20 protein-coding genes and 2 riboswitches are annotated in these 17,110 nt (G+C 38.2%); of the genes, 7 read left to right on the top strand and 13 right to left on the bottom strand.

Annotated features, from left to right (window positions below; translation table 11 throughout):
- Window position 1 precedes the first annotated feature (1 nt).
- From N784_RS08690 to N784_RS08665, 6 genes are all read right to left on the bottom strand, one after another.
- Window positions 2-829, bottom strand: a complete 828-nt coding sequence (locus N784_RS08690; RefSeq protein ID WP_036834180.1) for a PHP domain-containing protein — start codon at window positions 827-829, stop codon at window positions 2-4.
- A 288-nt stretch (window positions 830-1,117) separates the two neighbouring features.
- Window positions 1,118-1,696 (bottom strand): ECF transporter S component, encoded by a 579-nt coding sequence (locus N784_RS08685; protein WP_036834239.1) that lies wholly within the window; start codon window positions 1,694-1,696, stop codon window positions 1,118-1,120.
- Window positions 1,697-1,863: 167 nt separating this feature from the next.
- Window positions 1,864-2,014: riboswitch (FMN riboswitch) on the bottom strand.
- A gap of 83 nt (window positions 2,015-2,097) precedes the next feature.
- A complete protein-coding gene (locus N784_RS08680; RefSeq protein WP_084600204.1) occupies window positions 2,098-3,141 on the bottom strand; it encodes a M20/M25/M40 family metallo-hydrolase in 1,044 nt (347 codons plus the stop codon).
- A gap of 127 nt (window positions 3,142-3,268) precedes the next feature.
- Window positions 3,269-3,628: an SH3 domain-containing protein gene (locus N784_RS08675; protein ID WP_036834176.1), complete on the bottom strand. Its 360-nt coding sequence runs from the start codon at window positions 3,626-3,628 to the stop codon at window positions 3,269-3,271.
- Between the two features lie 199 nt (window positions 3,629-3,827).
- Window positions 3,828-5,129, bottom strand: a complete 1,302-nt coding sequence (locus N784_RS08670) for a nucleobase:cation symporter-2 family protein (protein ID WP_036834175.1) — start codon at window positions 5,127-5,129, stop codon at window positions 3,828-3,830.
- Window positions 5,126-5,713: a xanthine phosphoribosyltransferase gene (locus N784_RS08665; protein WP_036834174.1), complete on the bottom strand. Its 588-nt coding sequence runs from the start codon at window positions 5,711-5,713 to the stop codon at window positions 5,126-5,128. The genes N784_RS08670 and N784_RS08665 overlap by 4 nt, the downstream gene beginning before the upstream one ends.
- 87 nt (window positions 5,714-5,800) lie before the next feature.
- Window positions 5,801-5,902: riboswitch (purine riboswitch) on the bottom strand.
- A gap of 157 nt (window positions 5,903-6,059) precedes the next feature.
- Between N784_RS08665 and N784_RS08660 the strand changes: the two genes are divergently transcribed.
- The gene (locus N784_RS08660) at window positions 6,060-7,064 is read left to right on the top strand and encodes a potassium channel family protein (RefSeq protein WP_036834172.1); all 1,005 of its coding nucleotides are present in this window, start codon (window positions 6,060-6,062) and stop codon (window positions 7,062-7,064) included.
- On the opposite strand, the gene N784_RS08655 is transcribed toward N784_RS08660, so the two are convergent.
- Window positions 7,053-7,457, bottom strand: coding sequence for a YugN-like family protein (locus N784_RS08655; RefSeq protein ID WP_036834170.1), 405 nt, complete (start codon window positions 7,455-7,457; stop codon window positions 7,053-7,055). The genes N784_RS08660 and N784_RS08655 overlap by 12 nt on opposite strands.
- A gap of 119 nt (window positions 7,458-7,576) precedes the next feature.
- Window positions 7,577-8,929, bottom strand: coding sequence for a glucose-6-phosphate isomerase (locus N784_RS08650; protein ID WP_036834168.1), 1,353 nt, complete (start codon window positions 8,927-8,929; stop codon window positions 7,577-7,579).
- Between the two features lie 306 nt (window positions 8,930-9,235).
- Between N784_RS08650 and N784_RS08645 the strand changes: the two genes are divergently transcribed.
- The gene (locus N784_RS08645; protein WP_036834167.1) at window positions 9,236-9,469 is read left to right on the top strand and encodes a DUF378 domain-containing protein; all 234 of its coding nucleotides are present in this window, start codon (window positions 9,236-9,238) and stop codon (window positions 9,467-9,469) included.
- A gap of 33 nt (window positions 9,470-9,502) precedes the next feature.
- Here N784_RS08645 and yugI read toward each other — a convergent pair whose 3' ends face one another.
- Complete coding sequence (gene yugI, locus N784_RS08640; protein ID WP_036834166.1) at window positions 9,503-9,901, bottom strand: S1 domain-containing post-transcriptional regulator GSP13; 399 nt, start codon at window positions 9,899-9,901, stop codon at window positions 9,503-9,505.
- Between the two features lie 435 nt (window positions 9,902-10,336).
- Here yugI and N784_RS08635 point away from each other — a divergent pair, with 435 nt between their 5' ends.
- Both N784_RS08635 and N784_RS08630 read left to right on the top strand, forming a co-directional pair.
- Entirely contained in the window at window positions 10,337-11,182 is an 846-nt protein-coding gene (locus N784_RS08635) for an alpha/beta fold hydrolase (RefSeq protein WP_036834165.1), read from the top strand.
- Window positions 11,183-11,285: 103 nt separating this feature from the next.
- Window positions 11,286-12,449 carry a MalY/PatB family protein gene (locus tag N784_RS08630; RefSeq protein ID WP_036834163.1) on the top strand — a complete coding sequence of 388 codons (1,164 nt, stop codon included), beginning with the start codon at window positions 11,286-11,288 and terminating at the stop codon, window positions 12,447-12,449.
- Between the two features lie 57 nt (window positions 12,450-12,506).
- On the opposite strand, the gene N784_RS08625 is transcribed toward N784_RS08630, so the two are convergent.
- Entirely contained in the window at window positions 12,507-13,088 is a 582-nt protein-coding gene (locus N784_RS08625) for a superoxide dismutase family protein (RefSeq protein ID WP_036834161.1), read from the bottom strand.
- Between the two features lie 157 nt (window positions 13,089-13,245).
- On the opposite strand from N784_RS08625, the gene N784_RS08620 reads away from it, so the two are divergent.
- Window positions 13,246-13,629, top strand: coding sequence for a hypothetical protein (locus N784_RS08620; protein WP_036834159.1), 384 nt, complete (start codon window positions 13,246-13,248; stop codon window positions 13,627-13,629).
- 54 nt (window positions 13,630-13,683) lie between these two features.
- Here the strand turns inward: N784_RS08620 and N784_RS08615 are convergent, their stop codons facing one another.
- Window positions 13,684-13,893 carry a hypothetical protein gene (locus N784_RS08615; RefSeq protein ID WP_036834158.1) on the bottom strand — a complete coding sequence of 70 codons (210 nt, stop codon included), beginning with the start codon at window positions 13,891-13,893 and terminating at the stop codon, window positions 13,684-13,686.
- A gap of 123 nt (window positions 13,894-14,016) precedes the next feature.
- Between N784_RS08615 and N784_RS08610 the strand changes: the two genes are divergently transcribed.
- The gene (locus tag N784_RS08610) at window positions 14,017-14,394 is read left to right on the top strand and encodes a kinase-associated lipoprotein B (protein ID WP_036834155.1); all 378 of its coding nucleotides are present in this window, start codon (window positions 14,017-14,019) and stop codon (window positions 14,392-14,394) included.
- A gap of 56 nt (window positions 14,395-14,450) precedes the next feature.
- Here N784_RS08610 and N784_RS08605 read toward each other — a convergent pair whose 3' ends face one another.
- Both N784_RS08605 and N784_RS08600 read right to left on the bottom strand, forming a co-directional pair.
- A complete protein-coding gene (locus N784_RS08605; protein WP_036834153.1) occupies window positions 14,451-15,632 on the bottom strand; it encodes a cation:proton antiporter in 1,182 nt (393 codons plus the stop codon).
- Between the two features lie 6 nt (window positions 15,633-15,638).
- Window positions 15,639-16,127, bottom strand: a complete 489-nt coding sequence (locus tag N784_RS08600; protein WP_036834152.1) for a cation:proton antiporter regulatory subunit — start codon at window positions 16,125-16,127, stop codon at window positions 15,639-15,641.
- A 239-nt stretch (window positions 16,128-16,366) separates the two neighbouring features.
- Between N784_RS08600 and deoD the strand changes: the two genes are divergently transcribed.
- Entirely contained in the window at window positions 16,367-17,077 is a 711-nt protein-coding gene (gene deoD, locus N784_RS08595) for a purine-nucleoside phosphorylase (RefSeq protein WP_036834151.1), read from the top strand.
- The last annotated feature ends 33 nt before the right edge of the window (window positions 17,078-17,110 follow it).

The raw sequence follows: 17,110 nt of genomic DNA, 5'->3' as shown, positions 1-17,110 counted from the left end.
CTCATTCACTCCCTCTCAGCGCTAGCCCTTTTTCTTCCCATTCTTTCTTAACTGAGGAAGGTATCGAGACACTACCAATAGCATATGGATTTCTAGAGTTAGGACCATGAAAGTCACTACCCCCTGATACCTCTAACTTTAACCGCATTGCTTCGCGCCAAAAAGATATCACTTGATCTTCACTATGCTTAGAATGCCACACTTCAATTCCATCCAACCCATAGCGCACCAATGTTTCAAAGTCAACTTCAGTATTATATATACCTGGATGAGCGATATAAGCTGTACCCCCAATGTCATGAATCAGTTCGATAGCTTGCTTGGCACTAAAAGGTTCACGATCAACATAAGCTTTAGCTCCTTTAACTAACAAACTAGCATACGCTTCGTTCGCAGTTCGGAAATATCCTTTGACCTTTAATTCTTCAGCGATATGAGTACGGACAATTATATCCCCTGTAACATGTGTTAGACACCCTTCTATATCAATGTCATACCCAAGTTTACATAAGTTGTTAATCATTCGCTCTGCCCATTCTCTTCGCTCCTGCTTCCTCCATGAAATGTGCCTTACTAATTGCTCACTATCAGGGTCAAAGCCGTAGCCTAACATGTGCAGTTCTCCATCAGGCCCATCCGTATTCAGTTCTATACCAGCAATAAGTTGAATACCTAGTTCTTGAGCTAGATTTTTCCCTTGCACGTACCCAGTAATCTCATCATGGTCTGTTATCGCCATTGTTCTAACAGAAGATTGATTTGCTTGTCTAATTAACTGCTCCGGTGTCCATTCACCATCCGAAAAAATAGAATGCATATGTAAATCCATCTCCATCCCCCCACAATTGTTTCAAGTTAAGTAAAAGTATAATGTGAAAAGATTGATTCTATTTAAAGCAATGATGTAAAAACGTTTAAGATATTGTGAAGTTATTAATTAACCAAAAGCCCATTTCTTGACCAAACACTAAACACTACGCCGTTTTAAGTATTTTTAATATGAACGAAATGTAAACAACTTTACCGTTTTTTAATAAACTTGTGAAACTTTATAGAAAATAAAAAAAGGTGTTACAGAAGTATTCCTCTACTTCTGTAACACCTTTACATTTTATCGTTACGTCAATTTAGCTTGTTTTTGTTCCAACCATGGCTTTAATTTCATGAATAACGGAATGAATAACAAGCTGACGATTACGCCTTTAATAACATTAAACGGAATAATCCCCGCAGTAATATAGCCTAGCTTCGTTCCCTCTACTTCAAATCCCATTAACCAAGCGTATGCCGGCAAAATAACAAAATAGTTTAACACTGACATACCAATTGCCATAATAATGGTACCAGTCACTAGCCCAGATACAATGCTCTTTACTGTTTTAAAACGATGATAGAACATCGAAACTGGCAGTATAAACATGATACCCGCTAGTAGGTTTGCTAATGAACCAATTGGATCCCCACTTCCCAACATAAAGTGTAGGCCGTTTTTGAACACTTCTACAATGACACCTGCAATTGGTGAGAATAGAAGTGCCGCAAATAGTGCTGGTATGTCACTTAAGTCTACCTTTAGAAATGGTGGTAACATTGGCAATGGGAAATCTAAAAGCATGAGCAATAAAGCAATGGTCCCCATTAACGAAAGTGTAATGAGTTTTACTAATTTGGATGAGCTCCCTTTACTTGGTTGCATCATCGATCTCCTCCTTCATCTCTTCTTACCGATTCACATCCCAGATGAAGGTGAACGTATTTCCCACATATAAACGACCATCATAAAAACCCCTCAAGTAATAAGCATACTTCAGGGGGGAATTAGTCATCAGGAAATAAGGGTACCTATACACCCATTTTTTCGCTCAACATCTTCTCCCATCCAGACTTTAACTGTCGGTCCTAGATTCACACTAGGTCAACCGTTTAACCTATTGGCTAAACGGGTCACGGACTTAGAACACCAAGTGGGTTCATCACCGTCGGTCGGGAATTGCACCCTGCCCCGAAGATGGAATCGTTATTTAGTTGAATACAATTCTCATTATAATAAAAAAAATCACATTTGAACAGAAAAAAGTTTTTCATACATATTATCGTTTAATCTTCTAATGGGTTCAAACTTTCTTCTCCAGTCATTTCCTTAATCATATGTACCAGCAATGCTATTTCTTCTTCTATGTCTTGCATGCTAGCTGTCTCTACAGGCGAGTGCATGTAACGAAGCGGCAAGGAAACTAAACTTACAGGAACACCTTGTCCAGTCAAACGCATTTTATCTGCATCTGTACCAGTCATTCTCGGTGTCAATTCATATTGCACATTCAAATTTAAAGACTTGGCAGCATTTTCAAGTGGTTTATTCATTTTCCGATTGATCGGTGCCCCTTTCGCTAATACTGGCCCTTTCTCTAAACGGACATCACCATGCTTGTTGCTGTCCACTTTCGGATAGTCCGTAGCAAATGTAACGTCCACGGCAATGGCCATCGTTGGTTCTATTCCAGCTGCCGCAAAATACGCCCCTCCCATATTAGTTTCTTCGTTTACTGTACTGGCTGCATATACACCAACGTTTAGGTTATGTTGTGATAATTGGCGCAATACCTCCGCTACAATAAAGGATCCCGTACGATTATCTAATCCTCTTCCAGATAGGTATCGATCCATTAGTATTTCAGGCTCTCGTTTATATACTGCTAGATCACCGATTTGTACATACCGTTCCATTTCTTCTTTGGATTTCGCACCACAGTCAATGAACAAATTCTCTAAGCTAAAGTCTCCCTTTAATCCACCATGGTGTTGGGCATTGACGCCAATCACTCCCGTAACCGTGCCACCATAACCTAGAACAGTAACTTTCATGCCAACAGCTGCCTTGGGATTAATTCCACCCATTTTATCAAAATGAAGAAAGCCTCGTTCGTCCACCCGATTAATGACTAACCCAATTTCATCACAATGACCAGCCAACATAATTTTAAATTCAGCCTCTGGATTTAATACACCGATGACATTGCCAGCATTGTCTGTTCGTATTTCATCAGCATAAGGCCTCACATATTCCAACCACTTTTTTTGAATACCCATTTCTAAACTAGACGGTGAAGGTGTTGTTAATAATTCCATTAAGAAATCCATCTGCTGTTGTTCCACGTTGCATTCCCCTTTCTCTTTTTACTTATCTTATCGTAATCAATGGTAAAACACTAACATGTCTAGAAACAAACACCCTAGCACCGAAAGATAATGCTAGGGCTAGCTGTTATTATTCTATAAAATCTTCTAGGCATTGCTTCGGAAGCCATCCCATCTCACCTGATGAAATTAACTTCCCCCACACCCAGCCATTTAACACTTCAAGCACTTGAAACTTATCACCAATATCTACTTCTAATTCATTAGCGCTATAACTTCTCATCATAACACCTTCATAGTCTTTATATTTATAAATAAGTTGTTCTGGCACCCATCCTTCAAGACCTGAAACTTCATGAAGACAATATACCCAACGCTCATACACTTCTGGACCACTTACTCTTGCTTTAAAAGTGATTTGATCGCCTACAGACAGCTTGAGCGGGTTTTTGTTCGTTTTGTGATGTTCTTTTACTACCTCATATATCATCGATTTGAACCCCTTCATTCGTTGTACACGTTAAACATAGCGTGTAAATTCTATTGTAACGAAAACGAAAACAAAACGGGGACATCTAAACATATTTTTAGAAAACGATTACATAAACTACACATTTTTGTCACATTTTAATATTGTAACCATGCCATTTTATTGATATAAAGAAAGCCGCTTCCTTTTTATCCTTTCATTATGATGCTAGTTTTCCCTCTCTTGCAGGAGTATTCACTTTACGAGGAATTTCATTTAAGCATAAGTTTAATATAAAAGCTGTGAAACTCCCTGCTACAATGCCGTTGTCTGTTAAAATCTTTATTTGTTCTGGGAATTGAGCAAACAACTCTGGAGCGACCGTTACACCTAGCCCCATAGCTACGGAGCAAGCAACAATCAATAAGTTTTCTTGTCGTTTCAAATCTACCGCACTAATCATTTTAATACCATAAGCAACGACCATCCCGAACATCGGAACCATGGCACCACCTAACACAGGCTCAGGAATTATCGTCGTAATCGCACCGATTTTCGGAACTAGCCCAATAGCAATTAAGATTCCACCAGCAATGAAAATAACGTTCCGTTTCTTTACGCCAGATAATTGAATTAACCCGACATTTTGAGAATAAGTCGTATAAGGAAAGGCGTTCATTATTCCTCCCAATATAATCGCCAATCCTTCTGCGCGATACCCTTTCGTAACCTCTTTCTCTGTCAGTTTACGATTGCATATATCACCTAGGGCAAAATATACACCAGCAGATTCCACCAAGCTCACGATAGCAACTAAAATCATCGTAATAATGGGAGCCAATTCAAACGTTGGTGTCCCAAAATAAAATGGCTTTGGTACATGGAACCACGATGAAGTAAGGAAAGGAGTAAAATCAACCATGCCCATAAACGCAGCCACTACTGTACCTGCCACTAACCCAATTAATATAGAAACCGCTCGAATGAATCCTGTAAAAGCACGTTGTAAGAAAAGAATGAAGATAAGTACACCAAATGCAAGGGCTAGATTCGACATTGCACCATAATCATCACTACCTGCACCACCAGCTATATTATCCATCGCCACAGGTATTAATGTGATGCCGATAATCATCACGACAGATCCTGTTACGACTGGAGGAAAATATTTAATTAACTTCCCGAATACAGGAGCAAATAATAAAACAAATAGCCCAGTTGCAATAATTGCTCCGTAAATCGCTGAAACACCATAGCTAGTCCCAATAGAAATCATTGGTGCTACCGCTGTAAATGTACACCCTAGTACAACTGGAAGCCCGATACCAAAGAAACGATTACTAACAGCTTGTAATATCGTCGCAATCCCACACATGAGTAAGTCAATCGACACTAAATAGGTTAGTTCTGTTTCGTTCATTCCTAAAGCCGCTCCGACAATAAGAGGGACAATTACCGCACCTGCATACATCGCTAACACATGCTGAAAGCCAATCGCACCTAGTTTTAATTGCTGCCTCATACGCAGTATTCCTCCTCTTTAAAGGTGACTTTGCCTTCTTCTAGCTTTTCAATTTGCGCCAAGGACTCGACTCGAATTCCTGCTTCACGTAGTTTCTTTCCTCCTGATTGAAACATTTTCTCAATTACAATACCGATGCCCGCTACCTTAACGTTCGCTTGTTTGCATATTGACAGCAATCCATGTGCTGCTTCTCCATTTGCCAAGAAGTCATCAATGATGAACACTTTATCTTCAGGTTGTAAATATTTCGATGCCACACTAATATCATTGCTTTCTTGTTTCGTAAAGGAATATACACGTGCGCGTATCATGTCACTCTTTAACGTTAAAGACTTCTGTTTTCGTGCAAAGACAACAGGAACTCCCATTGCTAAACCGGCCATTACAGAAGGAGCAATGCCCGATGATTCTAATGTTAAAATTTTTGTGACACCCTCTTTATGAAAACGACTTGCGAACTCCTCCCCAATCGCCTTCATCAATACAGGATCAATTTGATGATTTAAAAAAGAATCGACTTTTAACACCTCATGGTTCAGTGCTTTTCCTTCTTTGCGTATTTTGTCTTTCAATAATTCCATCTTCAGTTCTCTCCTTTTTCTTTTTACATACAAAAAAGCTCTATGAACAGCACGAGTACCGCACTGTTCATAGAGCTACTAATAAATATGAACAAAAGCAATACTCATAGTCAGATCATTTACGGTAATCTGGTAGAAACTCGTAGGCCATATCCCCACTATTATATGAGCAACAATATTTTATGAAATTATCCTCATTATAACAACCTCAAACAAAATTTCAATAGAAAAAGAACAAAAAACGAATATTTAATTTGTTATTTCGTTATATCGTTCGTTTTTAAAATGGAATGGTTTGATTATGCTTAATGTGGACAATACTAGTACAAAAAATGAGGAGATTCTTATGAGTTTGCATACGTTTTTTCAATGGTATTTTCGAACACCTATTTTTCTGCGTTTACTGCTTACTGTTGCTACTTTTATGGTTTTCTTTGGTATTGTCATTCACTGGATAGAACCTGAAGCATTTCCAACTGTATTTGAAGGGATATGGTGGGCCGTCATTACAGGCTCAACAGTCGGGTACGGAGATCTTGTTCCTGAAACAGTCACTGGGAAAATAGTAGGCATTTTATTAATCATTGCAGGAGGAGGGTTAGTTACCTTTTATATGGCAACGGTTTCCGCCTCAACGGTAAAATACGAAAAAGATTTAGCCAAAGGGAAAATAGAATATAAAGGCGAGCAGCATATTATATTTATTGGTTGGAATGAACGCACGAAGCAATTAGTAGAGATGGTACAACAATTTGCACCGAAAGAACACGTTGTATTAATAGATCATACGCTAAGGGCTATCCCTTACAAGCAATGGCCTATTCATTTCATCCAAGGTAACGGTTCTGAGGACGATACGTTAATGAAAGCAAATATAGCAAAAGCAAGAGCGGCCATTATTACTTCCGACCCGTCTATGGAAGAACGACAAGCAGATCAAAGTAGCATTTTAGATACTGTAGCGATCCGAGGGTTAAACCCTAACATATTCATCATTACCGAAATATTAACGAAAGAACAAATTGCCAATGCGAAACGAGCTGGGGCCGACACCGTCATTCGTTCCAATGATTTTATGAGTACGCTTTTCTTTCATGCTCTATACCGCAAAGGACAAACAGATCCCTTTTATACATTAGTAGGTCAATTATCCAGTCAGCAATACAAACAAGTTGAAGTTCCCCATCATTTAGTTGGTGAAACGTTTCTCACGTGCTCGCTAGAATTTCTAAAACAAGAGGACTTATTGTTAGGACTAATAAAAGAAGGTGAGTTACACATAAACCCACCCACTCAAACTATTTTGACGAATGCAGACGATTTAATTGTATTATCCCCTTTAAGAAAATAATACTTCCTCTAATTGGAACACGAGTTGCTGACCAATTTCAATGATACGCTCCGGGACTTCTGCATCGGGATTTTCTGGCTCTTGAAATTGGTTAAAGGCCGCTTGAATATTTCCGCTATGCACCTGATCATCTAGTCCACTCTGGTATTGATGAGCTAATAAATAAGGCTGACCGAGCTTCACCCTTACTTCTTTATCATCTAGTTGGCCATTCACCGCAATAAATGGGACACGTAAAAACTGATATCCTTCATCGTCCTCCATTTTATAATCAAAGGAACCATGTTCATAATCCCAATTCCCTCCTATCACATAGCCTATTGGTTTTAACATCTGTTCTAAGTCATACAAGGAAAAGGTGTGTGACTCAACCTTTGATGGAATAGTAATCATAAAGTTCACTACCTCTCTTTTTTCTTTAGCATGTGCGAATATTGCTTATATTACTAAAGAAACCTGACACAATTTCATGTCAGGTTTCTCCACCAGAGGCAGAAGGGTTCATGCCAACGTTATTTGTTTAATCGTTTTTCAAGTTCTGCTTTTTGCGCTTCAAATCCTGGTTTACCTAATAGAGCGAACATATTTTTCTTATAAGCTTCAACACCCGGCTGATCAAATGGATTTACCCCTAGTAAGTACCCACTAATAGCACACGCCTTTTCAAAGAAGTACACCATGTAACCAAATGTGAATGCATCTAATTGTGGCACATGAACAATTAAATTCGGTACTTGACCATCTGTATGCGCAAGCAACGTACCTTCAAATGCTTTCTCATTCACGTAATCAATTGTTTTACCTGCAAGATAGTTTAAACCATCTAAGTTTTGTTCATCTGCTTCAATAGTGACATCACTCTTTGGCTGCTCAACGTGGATAACTGTTTCAAACAAGTCACGGCGACCATCTTGTACATATTGTCCCATTGAATGAAGATCTGTAGAAAAGTTAGCAGACGCAGGGAAAATCCCTTTTTGGTCCTTTCCTTCACTCTCACCGAATAGCTGCTTCCACCATTCAGCAAAATATTGTAAAGCTGGTTCATAATTTACTAGCATTTCAATCGTCTTCCCTTTGTTATAAAGCACGTTACGTACAGCGGCGTACTGATAAGCAGGGTTTTCGTCTAGCTCAGAAGCTGCAAGTTCTTGTTCAGCCGTTTGAGCACCATTCATCATTTCTTGTATATCTATTCCACTGACCGCAATTGGTAATAGCCCAACAGCTGTAAGGACAGAAAAACGCCCACCTACATCATCAGGGATAATAAAACTTTCATATCCTTCTTCTTGCGCTAACGTCTTGAGTGCACCTTTTTGACGATCCGTTGTAGCATAAATACGCTCTCTCGCTTCTTCTTTGCCGTATTTTCTCTCTAAGAAGTCACGGAAAATACGGAAAGCGATAGCTGGTTCTGTTGTTGTACCACTTTTAGAAATGACATTAACAGATACATCTTTTCCTTCTAGCACATCAAATAGATCATTAATGTAAGGGGCACTAATACTATTGCCTACGAAGATTACTTGTGGCGTTTTACGCTGCTCTTTCGTCAATTCATTATAAAATGTATGATTGAGCATTTCTAACGCAGCCCGAGCACCTAAATAAGATCCACCAATCCCGACAACGACTAATACATCTGAATCGGTCTTTATCTTGTCTGCTGATTGTTGAATACGACTAAATTCGTCTTTATCGTATTCGCTAGGCAAATCAAGCCACCCTAGAAAATCATTTCCTGCTCCTGTTTTCTCATGTAAAGAATGATGAGCAAGTTTCACATAATCTTTCATGTTGTCAATTTCTTGTTGATTAAAAAAGGACATTGCTTTCTCATAATCAAAACGAATGTGTGTCATATATGTATCCCTCCAAGTTTACTTGCTAAATTAACTTTATCGAAACGAATATAGCAAATCAAGAACTCCTCACCATGTAAACGAATACAAATAAAAAAAGTTGCACATTCGACAAAGGTAGTGCTCATTTTCATCTTCTTTACTATTCCTCCTTACTAATATCATATGCTTTCGAAATTGTTTAAAAAGGAAAGCTCCATAAGCATTCTTATCAGCAAGTGACGCTCTAGATTTAATAAGAGGTATATTTTATTGGGAATATAGAAAACTATAGCTGTACCATTCATTTGAAGGAGGAATAACAAAATGAGCGTAATACAACGAATCTCATTACTTTTAGTTATTATTGGGGCTATAAACTGGGGACTTATTGGACTGTTTCAATTTGATTTAGTTGCTTCTCTATTTGGTGGTGGAGAACAAAGTGGAGCATTCGCACGCATCATATACACACTTGTAGGTATTAGCGGATTAATTAACTTAGGACTATTGTTCAAGCCAAATGAAGAAATGGCAGATCGAACTCAACCAGAAAGCTAAAAAAATACCGGTCTTATGGACCGGTATTTTTCATTACTTACGGAATGTGTTTTCGCGTTCTTTAGACTGATTAATCCACTCATCAAGCTTGTCTTTTAGTGTGTTAAAACCTGCTGGTGTTTCTTCTTGTTGGAACTGTTGTTGTTGCTTAGGTTTGCGTTGCTGCTTAGGCTTTTGCTCTTGTTTTGGAGCCTCTTGAGTCGCACGAATGGATAAAGAGTACTTCCCTTTTTCTTCGTCGATGTTTAGAATTTTAACGTTCACTTCATCTCCAAGGTTTAAATGCTCATTGATGTCTTTTACGAAACCATGAGTAACCTCAGAAATGTGAACTAACCCCTGAACTTCTTCATCTAATGCAACAAAAGCACCATAAGGCTGAATTCCTGTAATTTTTCCTTGTAACACTTGACCTTCTTCAAACTTTGCCATATTGAAACAACTCCTGATTCATTATTCTCGTTTTCATTTCACGCAATAAATAATTTTATCATATCTTTATCAATCAGGCAAAAATAATTTCCTGAATTTTTTAGGTTTATTTATTCATCAGGTGGGAAATACATGTAACGAAACACTTTATCGTATTCCCCCTGTTTAGCAAAGCGGATTAAATCGCTTTGCTTTTTTAGTTTGCCAACAATCCCCTGACATGATTCCGCTTTTTTTGCGTATAGTAAGGTTTAAGGATTTTCCTCCACTAAATTTTTTAATTCTATCACATTTAATTGTGAACTGCTTTAAAATAATGTTTAGTTTTTGTAAAAGGTGTTCATTTATACTGTATACTCTATACGTATAATGTTATTGATCATTTCACAAGAAACAAAAGATAAATACAACATTAGATACGGAGGCAGAGTAGCAATGAACAAAGAATATTTATGGCTAACTCATAATGGTATTAACGTTTCGTACCAGTATCATTCCACCTCCTCCACACCGAAACCAGCCATTGTATTCGTACATGGATTATTTTCATCGAAATTCTGTTATCGATTTATGATTTCTGAGCTTTTGGATCAATTTACCATCTTTACATTTGACTATCCACCATTTGGAGACACCGATAAAGTGCCATCTTACGAATTCACTTACCGTAATTTCGCCACTATTATAGCTGAATTATTAGACAAGCATAACATTCCAAAAGCAACCATTGCAGGGCATTCAATGGGAGGTCAAGTTGCCCTTTTGTTTAGTCACCTTTATCCTAATCGGGTAGAAAAGCTTATCTTATTCGCCCCTTCAACTTATCAAGGAAAAGCAAGTAGTATCATGCAATTTCTCACAAAGTTGCCCTTTTTCCCACTTTACGTGAAGCGTTATTTATACAAAAAAGGCGCTTATGAATCTTTACTCCAATGCGTTTATGATCCCGCTACCATCAACAAAGAAATGCTCCAAGAATATATGAGACCTTTTCTGAAAAAGAATATGTTCCAATGTTTAAGTAAACTCATTCGCGAACGTGAAGGAGATTTACCCTCACAGCATTTACAGGCAATTGATTCTGAGTGTCTCGTTTTTTGGGGCAAGGAAGATCGAGTTTTACCTATTTCTCTCGGCTACAAACTTGTAGAAGACTTGCCGAAAGCATCCCTTGAAACATTTGAGAATATTGGTCATTTTCTCCCTGAGGAAATACCACTCATTCTAACTGAAAAAATTAAACAGTTTTGCGCTACTTCTAAACAACAAGCGACTTCTTAGTTGCTTGTTGTTTCTTTACAAATCAAAGCCTTCTTCTTTTCAATTGTTTTTATTTTTTTGTATGATAAGTATATTGAAGCATTTTATGAAGGAGGTCATTGGATTGACTAAGTTTGATGAGGTTATTAATCGCAGAAATACAAAATCAGTAAAATGGGACTTAACGGAAAAACTTTTTAAAGAGAAAGATGTTCTTCCTATGTGGGTAGCAGACATGGATTTTGCAACCCCTCAAGCTGTACAGGATGCCATATCAAAAAGAGCTTCACACGGCATTTATGGCTACACGTTTACAGATGAGAGTGTACACGAAGCGATTCAATCATGGTTAGCTAGACGACATCAATGGGAAATCGATTCTAAATGGATTACCTTTAGCCCCGGTGTTGTACCGTCATTACATACCATCATCGAAGCAGTAACACAACCAGAAGATCGCATTTTAATCCAAACACCAGTATATCCCCCATTCTTTGATGTAATTAAAAAGCATCAACGAACGATTGTAGAAAATCCTTTACAGTACAATAATTATCGTTATGAAATTGATTTTGATGACTTTGAACAACAGTTAAAAAACGGGATTAAAGCATTCATTTTATGCAATCCGCACAATCCTGTTGGACGCGTTTGGACGAAGGATGAGTTACAACGCATGGCCGAACTTTGCTTACAAAACAACACGATGATTATTTCTGATGAAATTCATGCAGACTTAATTTATCAAGGGCATACCCATATACCAATCGCATCTCTAGGTGATCAAATCTCGGAACAAACCATTACATGTTTAGCACCATCCAAAACCTTTAACTTAGCAGGTTTACAAGCGTCATACATCGTTACTCCTAGCGAGCATCGTAAAAAGCAAATCGATGATCAATTCACTAAGCAAGGTATGAAGATGCTTAACACGTTTGCCATAACTGCCATGGAAGCAGCGTACAGCGATGGTGAAGCATGGTTAGATGATTTATTAACAGTTCTTCAAAGCCATAAAGCATATGTGAAAGACATGCTTGAAACGCATACGAGCATCCGTGTCGTAGAACCTGAAGGAACGTATTTACTATGGTTAGACTGCCGAAATCTTGAATTATCCCAGGAGCAATTAAAGCATTTCATGCAACAGGAAGCAAAAGTTGGTTTAAACGATGGTGCATCCTTCGGTTCATTAGGTACTGGGTTTATGCGGATGAATATCGCATGTCCACGTCCTCTATTAGAAGAAGGGATTAACAGGTTAATCCAAGCAACACAAAAGTAAATCGTTGATGGTTGTTCTAAGTCCAACAGTTGCACTTTAGGACAACCTCAACATTTATTATTCTTTCATCTTCTGCTCGCCATCTTCTGTTGGGTCAGAAGGCGCGTCTTGTTTTTGAGCCTCATCTACTTGTATTTTTCCACACGCGATTCTCTCCCCAGCATTTCCAGCAGGTTGACTTACTCCATCATCTTGTCCTTGATGTATAATTAATGAAGTACCATTATCACGTAGCAGAGATGTTTTCCCATCCTTCAACGTTGCACCTGATATTGTAACATCTGCTTCTACTGCTCCACTGCTATCTGCTTCAATATTCGGTAAGTCACCTAAATGAGAGCCATCAGGATTCAGTAGTCCATGATTTTTACCATCTGGGTTCAAGTGACTGCCAGCCGACTTAAAATCGGGACCCTCACATTTCGGAAATTCGTGGACATGAATGCCGTGCAATCCTGGTTCTAAACCTGTTAATGATAGCTTAACATCCACTGCATCAGCACCTTCTGTCAATGTAGCAGTGCCTAAAGAATCCCCTTCTGAATTATACATGTCAATCTTAAGTACCGAACGATTCATATCACAACCACTTAAGAACAAACCTACACATACAGTCATTACGCCAAACCATTTACTCATATATTTCTCCTTTCTACATCGTTCTACCATTAGTTTCACCAAAAGGCGTATTACCTAATCGCACGCAGAAAAAAAACAATTGAAAAGCATATATAGCATTCGTCCACCATATATTTGAATAATTAAGAAGGCATGTCTATGTAGAGGAGGAATTCAGATGGGGTCTAGATGGATTAAAGCGGCCGTTCTGTATTTTCTGTTGGGGGTTGGGTTTGGAATTTATATGCATGCAACCGTACAACTACAGTGGGGAGCTACACACGCTCACATTAATGTAGTTGGTTGGTTAACAACAGCTATCATTGGCGTGATCTACTCGATTTATCCAAAGGCGGGTAATCATCCGTTAGGAGTTGCTCATTTTTGGCTCTATCAAATTAGTTTGCCAGTTTTATTATTCGGTATGTTCGCCATTTATGCAAAAGTCCCTATGATGCTTATCCAAATTTGTGTGTGGTTCGGCGGTAGTATGTTAGCGATTTCTATCATTCTTTTCATCATCAATGTGTATAAAAATGTCCACAGTGGCAGCCAAGAATAATCAAAAAAACAGGGACACTTCAAAACGGTGTCCCTCTTTACCTTTAGAGAGCTATTACTTCTTATTTGTTGACGTTTGCGAATATGTTTCATGATGAACGTTCATCTGCTCACCAAATTGTTCATGGGCTTGTTGCTCTTGTTTTCTAGATGCATTTATAATAATTCGCATTACAATGACTGCTCCAATAGCAAAAATAATTAACGTAATGACAGCCGGAATATATGCTGTCTTATCCTCTGGAAAATACAAAAACTCCATCATACATCATCACGCCCCTTCTTATCCATTAAGACTCTTTTATGACTATTATAGCAAACACAAGATACTGTTCCTACCCAAACAAATTTGATACGATACAAGTACATACATACAGGAGGTTATTCTATGGCGACATTTCTTCTAGGAGATTACGTAACTGCTCATTATAAAACAGGAAAGTACATAGGTGAAATTGCTGAAGATCGGGGTCACGTATATGTAGTCAAAGTGTTAGCTGTCCTTAAACACCCTCAGCAAGGAGATCTTCACAATCCAGGCCAAACGGAAAATGTCTTCTTCCATCAACGAAAAGCGCTCAGTTTTTCCGAGAAGGCAAACGTATCTAAATCTGTTGTAAAACCATTTAACGGAGATATACCTGACTACCAGCAATCGTTAAAACAAGCAGTTGACCAATTAAAAAACAAACTCCAAAAAGATAATGCATTTAACCAAAAAGCAACTAGACAGCTCGAACAACTAGAACAGCAATATTTCGGTTAGATTATTTTCTTCAAAAATGCCTTACGCTAGATATGTAGCATAAGGCATTTTTCTAATCATGAACTTCCGGGTACCTTCAAGTTCTTCTTCTTTTTCTGTGGTTTCCCATAAACTAAATTCGTCAGTTGTGGAGCTCGTTCAAATAACATCATGCCTATAAATGCGGCAATGACGATGTACATTCCACTAAATACTTTAATTAATCCACTTGCCATGGCGGCAATAACAACAGAAAATTCTCCTCTAGCGCATATAGACAAGCCTGCTCGAAAGGATACTCGCTTCGATAATCCAAACATCCTGCCTCCAATCATACCAACAAGTAGCTTGGCAAGCAGTGACCAACCTAGCAAAGCAATTAATAACCCCGCATATGGAATACCTTGATCAAATTCTATTGATGTACCAAAATACACGAAGAACATTGGTAGCATTAAGTCTTTTATAGGATGAACCGTTTGCTCAACGCGTTCAATCTTACCAATCTCAGCTAGCATCATACCAGCTAAAAAGGCACCTAACACTTCTGATAAACCGAGAAGTAACGCTAATCCACCGTAAGATAACGCAATACCTACTAACAAAGCTATCTTGAAATCTTCGTCTTCGATTTTGTTTAACAATTTCTCAAAATGTTTAAAGACCGTCTTTCCTAATATAATTGCACCTAAGGCTAATACAATAATTTTACTAAGCAACAAGAGAAGATCTGTCGTTTGAAAACTTTCCCCACTACTCATCCCCATAATGATTGCTACAACAATAGGTGCTACCAAATCTTCAAAAATCAATAAAGCTAATATAAATTCTGTCTCCGAGTTAGCCATGCGCCCTGTATCGTCTAGCAATTTAGCCGTTATGGACGAACTAGTTGCATATGTAACCCCACCGATTAAAAATGATGTAAATAAGTCCATGCCGAAAGCTAAGCACAATAGCATAGAAACACCAAGACTTAAAGCTACATCCATTAACCCTGCAGGCCATATCTTCTTCGCTATGCCACCGAGCCGGTTAACATTAAATTCTAATCCTAATAAGAAAAATAGCAATACAATACCTACTTCACTAGAAAAATGCAATATTTCATTTTCATGCAATGCATCTGCTAGTAAAATCCCTAATAGGATATATAGGATGACACTCGGAATTTTTATTTTTAGACTTAACAATCCTAACCAAAAAATTAATAGTAATACGAGTCCTGCACCGAGTAACGTTGGCAATTCAACATCCACGTATCATCATTCCTCTCCTTTACATAGAGAAGTTAATGTTGCGATTTGATCTTTTTTTCCAATCGCCATAATTACATCGCCTGCCTGAAGCTTTGTATGTGCTTCTGGAATAGCGGTAATGTCTTCTCCTTTTACAATACCAATAATGGTTGCTCCCGTCTTATTTCTCACTTCAGATTCTTCTATCGTTTTATTTACAAGAGAGGATGCTTCTTTTATTCCAACCCAATCAATCACAATTTGGTTGTTAAACATCTTCAATTTATCTGCATCAACTGGTTGGTATGTTGCACCTAATAGCTGAGCACCTAGTTCTCGCGTCTCATCAGCGGTAAGGTCCATGCCAAAGTCCGCTTCATCACTTCCAGCCTCTTCAAAAAAATACAATTCTCGCTTACCAGTATGATGAACAATCAACACGAGTTGACTATCCTCTCCTGTTGTAAAACTTATTTTTTGTCCAATACCAGGAAGTTTGGAAATGGAAATATTCATTATACTATTACTCCTCCTTATCATGTTCGGTATTACCTAATTGTACTGCAACATGCTATAACCTGTGCATACTTAACCGACAATATATCCCTTTATTTTTGAAACATACTGCTATTTTATCAAGTTATACAGTGAAAACCTAGCATGGATATTAATCAGAATTGAAATCGATAACATTTGTTTTTCACTTATCATTATGATAGTTTAACAATATATGAACAACAAGGAGGTCATCCATAATGACTGTACATATCGGTGCTAAAAAAGGAGATATAGCTGACAAAATATTGCTTCCTGGCGATCCCCTTCGAGCAAAATATATTGCTGAGAACTTTCTTGAGGATGTGGCCTGTTACAATGAAGTACGGGGCATGTATGGGTACACAGGGACTTATAAAGGACAGCGTATTTCTGTCCAAGGAACAGGTATGGGAATCCCATCTATATCCATTTATGTGAACGAATTAATTCAAGGATACGACGTTCAAAAATTAATACGGGTCGGTTCCTGTGGTGCACTTCAAGAAGACGTAAAGGTTCGGGATGTCATTTTAGCTTCTACTTCCTCTACGGATTCCCAAATGAATCGCATGACATTCGGTGGTATTGATTACGCACCAACTGCTGATTTTGATTTATTAAAAGCAGCTTATGAAGCAGGAGAACAAAAAGGCATCACACCTCGGGTTGGAAATGTATTTACGAGCGATAGCTTTTATCGCGATAATGCTAAAGAGCTTTTCGACCAATTAGCTCACTACAACGTGTTAGCAGTAGAAATGGAAACAACGGCATTATACACACTAGCAGCTAAATACGACCGTCAAGCTTTAGCTATCCTTACGGTGAGTGATCACGTTATCACAGGAGAAGAGACAACTGCTGAGGAGCGCCAAACGACATTTAACGAAATGATTGAAATAGCTCTAGAAGCAGCTATACAACAATAATCTAAAGAAGTCAGTTCTATGCCATAAACATAG

Origin of the sequence: Pontibacillus litoralis JSM 072002, from assembly GCF_000775615.1 — a bacterium.
Classification (GTDB): Bacteria; Bacillota; Bacilli; order Bacillales; family BH030062; genus Pontibacillus; species Pontibacillus litoralis.
This window is presented reverse-complemented; position numbering and strand designations above follow the sequence as displayed.

Excerpts from the sequence above, each read along its gene's own strand:
- N784_RS08620 (WP_036834159.1), top strand. The coding sequence starts at position 13,246 with ATGGGGTCTAGATGGATTAAAGCGGCCGTTCTGTATTTTCTGTTGGGG.
- N784_RS08675 (WP_036834176.1), bottom strand. The coding sequence starts at position 3,628 with ATGATATATGAGGTAGTAAAAGAACATCACAAAACGAACAAAAACCCG.
- N784_RS08670 (WP_036834175.1), bottom strand. The coding sequence starts at position 5,129 with ATGAGGCAGCAATTAAAACTAGGTGCGATTGGCTTTCAGCATGTGTTA.
- N784_RS08650 (WP_036834168.1), bottom strand. The coding sequence starts at position 8,929 with ATGACACACATTCGTTTTGATTATGAGAAAGCAATGTCCTTTTTTAAT.
- N784_RS08690 (WP_036834180.1), bottom strand. The coding sequence starts at position 829 with ATGGATTTACATATGCATTCTATTTTTTCGGATGGTGAATGGACACCG.
- N784_RS08665 (WP_036834174.1), bottom strand. The coding sequence starts at position 5,713 with ATGGAATTATTGAAAGACAAAATACGCAAAGAAGGAAAAGCACTGAAC.
- N784_RS08615 (WP_036834158.1), bottom strand. The coding sequence starts at position 13,893 with ATGATGGAGTTTTTGTATTTTCCAGAGGATAAGACAGCATATATTCCG.
- N784_RS08635 (WP_036834165.1), top strand. The coding sequence starts at position 10,337 with ATGAACAAAGAATATTTATGGCTAACTCATAATGGTATTAACGTTTCG.
- N784_RS08600 (WP_036834152.1), bottom strand. The coding sequence starts at position 16,127 with ATGAATATTTCCATTTCCAAACTTCCTGGTATTGGACAAAAAATAAGT.
- deoD (WP_036834151.1), top strand. The coding sequence starts at position 16,367 with ATGACTGTACATATCGGTGCTAAAAAAGGAGATATAGCTGACAAAATA.
- N784_RS08680 (WP_084600204.1), bottom strand. The coding sequence starts at position 3,141 with ATGGATTTCTTAATGGAATTATTAACAACACCTTCACCGTCTAGTTTA.
- N784_RS08610 (WP_036834155.1), top strand. The coding sequence starts at position 14,017 with ATGGCGACATTTCTTCTAGGAGATTACGTAACTGCTCATTATAAAACA.
- N784_RS08660 (WP_036834172.1), top strand. The coding sequence starts at position 6,060 with ATGAGTTTGCATACGTTTTTTCAATGGTATTTTCGAACACCTATTTTT.
- N784_RS08625 (WP_036834161.1), bottom strand. The coding sequence starts at position 13,088 with ATGAGTAAATGGTTTGGCGTAATGACTGTATGTGTAGGTTTGTTCTTA.
- N784_RS08645 (WP_036834167.1), top strand. The coding sequence starts at position 9,236 with ATGAGCGTAATACAACGAATCTCATTACTTTTAGTTATTATTGGGGCT.
- N784_RS08655 (WP_036834170.1), bottom strand. The coding sequence starts at position 7,457 with ATGATTACTATTCCATCAAAGGTTGAGTCACACACCTTTTCCTTGTAT.
- yugI (WP_036834166.1), bottom strand. The coding sequence starts at position 9,901 with ATGGCAAAGTTTGAAGAAGGTCAAGTGTTACAAGGAAAAATTACAGGA.
- N784_RS08685 (WP_036834239.1), bottom strand. The coding sequence starts at position 1,696 with ATGCAACCAAGTAAAGGGAGCTCATCCAAATTAGTAAAACTCATTACA.